This is a genomic window from Desulfobaculum sp., from assembly GCF_054921475.1.
Map to the genome: position 1 here is coordinate 1 of NZ_JBUDSW010000342.1, position 3,080 is coordinate 3,080.

The window sequence follows — 3,080 nt, forward strand, 5'->3', positions numbered from 1 at the left end:
GCCCGGGGCATGCCCGGTCAACCTCCGCCCAGGCCCCGCAAGCCTTCCCGCCAACTCCCTGCCAGCACTGCGAGCGCAATCACGCGTCTGGCAATTACTCACAAAACACCTGCCATTCCTCAAGAAAATCATTTATAGGCGGCAATGGCCTTCACTGCGGAACCTTCCGCACAACCCATATGGAGTATACAATGATGACCACTCTTCTTCGCCGCGCCAATATGCTGGCGCTGACCCTTTGCCTGCTCCTCGTCGGGGCAACCTCCGCCCTTGCCTGCTCGGAAATCTTTGTTGGCGGCGCGCATCCTGTTTCCGCCCGGACCTTTGACTTCATGTTCGGCGGCGGGCAGGCCCTGTTTACCCCGCGCGGCGTGGACAGGCAGACCCTCACCTTCAACGAGGACGAAACCCCGCTCGAATGGACCGCCAAATACGGCAACATCACCTTTAGCGCCTTTATGCCGCTGGAAGACGGCACCTCCGGCCTCACGGGCGTGGACGGCATCAACGAGGCGGGCTTCAAGGTCGGCACCTACTACCTGCCGGATTCCGTCCTGCCGCAGGGCAATGGCGGCACCGTGCTAAACGTGGCCTCCTTCGTCCAGTACGCTGTGGACCGCTTCGCCACCGTGGAGGAATTCATTGCAGACCTCAAAAGCGGCGAATACCGCGTGACCTCCATGCCCACCGCCGTGGACCTGAAGCTGCACCTCTTCGTGCACGACGCGGCAGGCCAAAGCGCCATCATTGAATACATTGACGGCAAGCTGGACGTCATCCGCAACCCCGAGGTCCCCATCCTGACCAACACGCCCTACCGCCAGTCCATTGAGGACCTGAAGGCCTACCACGAATTCGGCGGCGAAACGCCCATCCCCGGCGGCCAGTACCCCTTGGAGCGCTTTGTGCGCGGTGCGTATTACTCCCGCCACATCCCCACGCCCGAGAGCACGGAGGACGCCCTTGCCTCGGCCACCGCAGCCATCATGAACCTGACCGTTCCGCCCTTCTTCGACTACGGCTGCACCTTCTGGCACCTTATCACGGACATGGAAAACAAAACCGTCTACATCCACACCCTGCATAACAGAAAGCAGCGCTGGGTGAACCTGAATGAACTGGACATGAGCGAAGGCAACGCCCCCATGAAGCTGGACTTCCAAAACCCCGACCTGTCGGGCAACGTGAAGGACGCCTTCAAGCCGTTGTAGCCGGCGCATAGAACACGCCGTGGACAGCGCGGCACGTTCGCAGCCCATGCGCCTCCGCCCGAGGCACAGCGTGGGAAACCAGACAAAAATATGCCGGAAACGCCCAGCGTTTCCGGCTTTTCTTATGCGGCCCCGCACCTCCTGAACAAGGCTGGCTCAATACCTCTCCACAGCATGGCGCGGCCTGCTCCGGCACGCGTCCCCGTGTCGGTCTCCTCGGCGTATTCGTAGCCCTACTGACGACGAAGCCCAATTGAGCCTGAGGCCCGCATAGTCATTCTATGCCCAATGCGCCGCCCCGCGTCTCCCCGCCCCCTCCACAACGCCAGCAGAGGGCGAGCGTCACAGAGCCACTACGGGAGCGCTCGACACTACCCGGAGGACTGCGCTCCAGTACCCATTCCGCCCTCTTGACACCGCGCAAAACCTGCTTATTTATTCATTCACAAAGGGAAAAACCGCTAATGAAAGGAGGATGTTATGGACATGACCAAGCTGAATCCTTGGAACTGGTTCAAGAAGGAAGACGAGCAGACCCCTCTGCTCCCCATCCGGCGAGACGAGAACGACAGGCGGAGCGCATCCGGCTCCCTTGCCAGCCTGCACTCGGAGATTGACCGGCTCTTTGACCAAGCGTTCAGGGGATTCGGATTCGACTCTCCCCTTTCCCGCCCCAGCGCCCTGACGCGCCTTGCAGGCACGGGCTTCAAGCCCAGCGTCGACGTTGCCGGGTCCGAGAAGGAGTACACCATCACCGCCGAACTCCCCGGCATGGACGAAAAGGACATCTCCATCGAACTCAAGGGGGACTCGCTCATCATCAAGGGCGAAAAGCGGCAGGAGGAAAGCTCCGAGGACAAGGGCTTCTACCGCGTCGAACGCAGCTACGGCGCCTTCCAGCGCATCCTGCACGTCCCAACGGACGCCGACACGGACAACATCACCGCCCGCTCGGACAACGGCGTCATCACCATCACCCTTCCCCGCAAGGACGCACCAGACGCTGAAACCAAACAGATCACCATAGAATAACCACCACCCCAACCACTCCACCACCACGCCCCCGGCCCAGCCGGGGGCTTTTTTGTATTGTTAAAATTTGGAGAGGGAGGGGGCAACCTGTACCGCCATAACCTGTTCCCTCTGTTCCCGGACAAAAGTGTTACCCATGTTCCGTGTTGTACAGAGAGTGGAGGCTTTCCTAGGAAAAAGGAAGACACAGGGAGAAGCCGAAGGACGAAACAAATCCTTAAATTCGGACCAAAAAACAAGGAATTGTTGCGCCTCACGTAAACCTTCCCTACAGTTCGGCCTTCCCAGTCTTTTTCCCGGAGAAGCACCACCACATGACCCCATACACTCTGTCGCAAATCCTCGTCGGCATCGCCATTATTACGGACATCCTGTCCTTCCAGTTCAAGGACCGGCGACGCATTGTCTTCTGCCTCTTTCTCTCGGGCATACTCATTTCGTCACACTTCTTCCTGCTGGGGCACAGCACGGCGGGACTTCTTATGCTCATCGCCACCACCCGCTATCTTACCAGCGTCTACACCACCTCACGCCGCGCCATGGGCTTTTTCCTCTCCCTCTCCACCATCGCCGCAGCATGGACCTATGAAGGGCTCCTCAGCATTATCAGCTACCTCGGCTCAGCCTTCCAAACAGCAGGTGCCTTCGCCCAACACGACAAACGCCTCCGCCAACTCATGATCATCGGCACCCTCTTCTGGCTCCTCCACAACACCCTCGCCCAATCCCCCACCGCCGTCCTGATGGAGGCGCTGTTCCTTGTGAGCAATATTGTTGGCTATTATCGCCATTATAAACGGCAAGACATCCCTACATATCAGCAGACGAGGCAATAAG

General features: G+C 59.3%; 3 protein-coding genes. All 3 read left to right on the plus strand.

What is annotated here, in order from left to right; all coding sequences use genetic code 11:
* The first annotated feature begins 191 nt into the window (after positions 1-191).
* The 3 genes from ACY69P_RS15600 to ACY69P_RS15610 all read left to right on the plus strand — a co-directional run bounded on the left by ACY69P_RS15600 (position 192) and on the right by ACY69P_RS15610 (position 3,079).
* The gene (locus tag ACY69P_RS15600; RefSeq protein WP_462328144.1) at positions 192-1,211 is read left to right on the plus strand and encodes a linear amide C-N hydrolase; all 1,020 of its coding nucleotides are present in this window, start codon (positions 192-194) and stop codon (positions 1,209-1,211) included.
* A 480-nt stretch (positions 1,212-1,691) separates the two neighbouring features.
* Positions 1,692-2,243, plus strand: coding sequence for an Hsp20/alpha crystallin family protein (locus ACY69P_RS15605; protein WP_462328145.1), 552 nt, complete (start codon positions 1,692-1,694; stop codon positions 2,241-2,243).
* Positions 2,244-2,557: 314 nt separating this feature from the next.
* On the plus strand, positions 2,558-3,079 hold the full coding sequence (locus ACY69P_RS15610) for a YgjV family protein (RefSeq protein ID WP_462328146.1): 522 nt from the start codon (positions 2,558-2,560) through the stop codon (positions 3,077-3,079).
* Position 3,080: the final 1 nt, after the last annotated feature.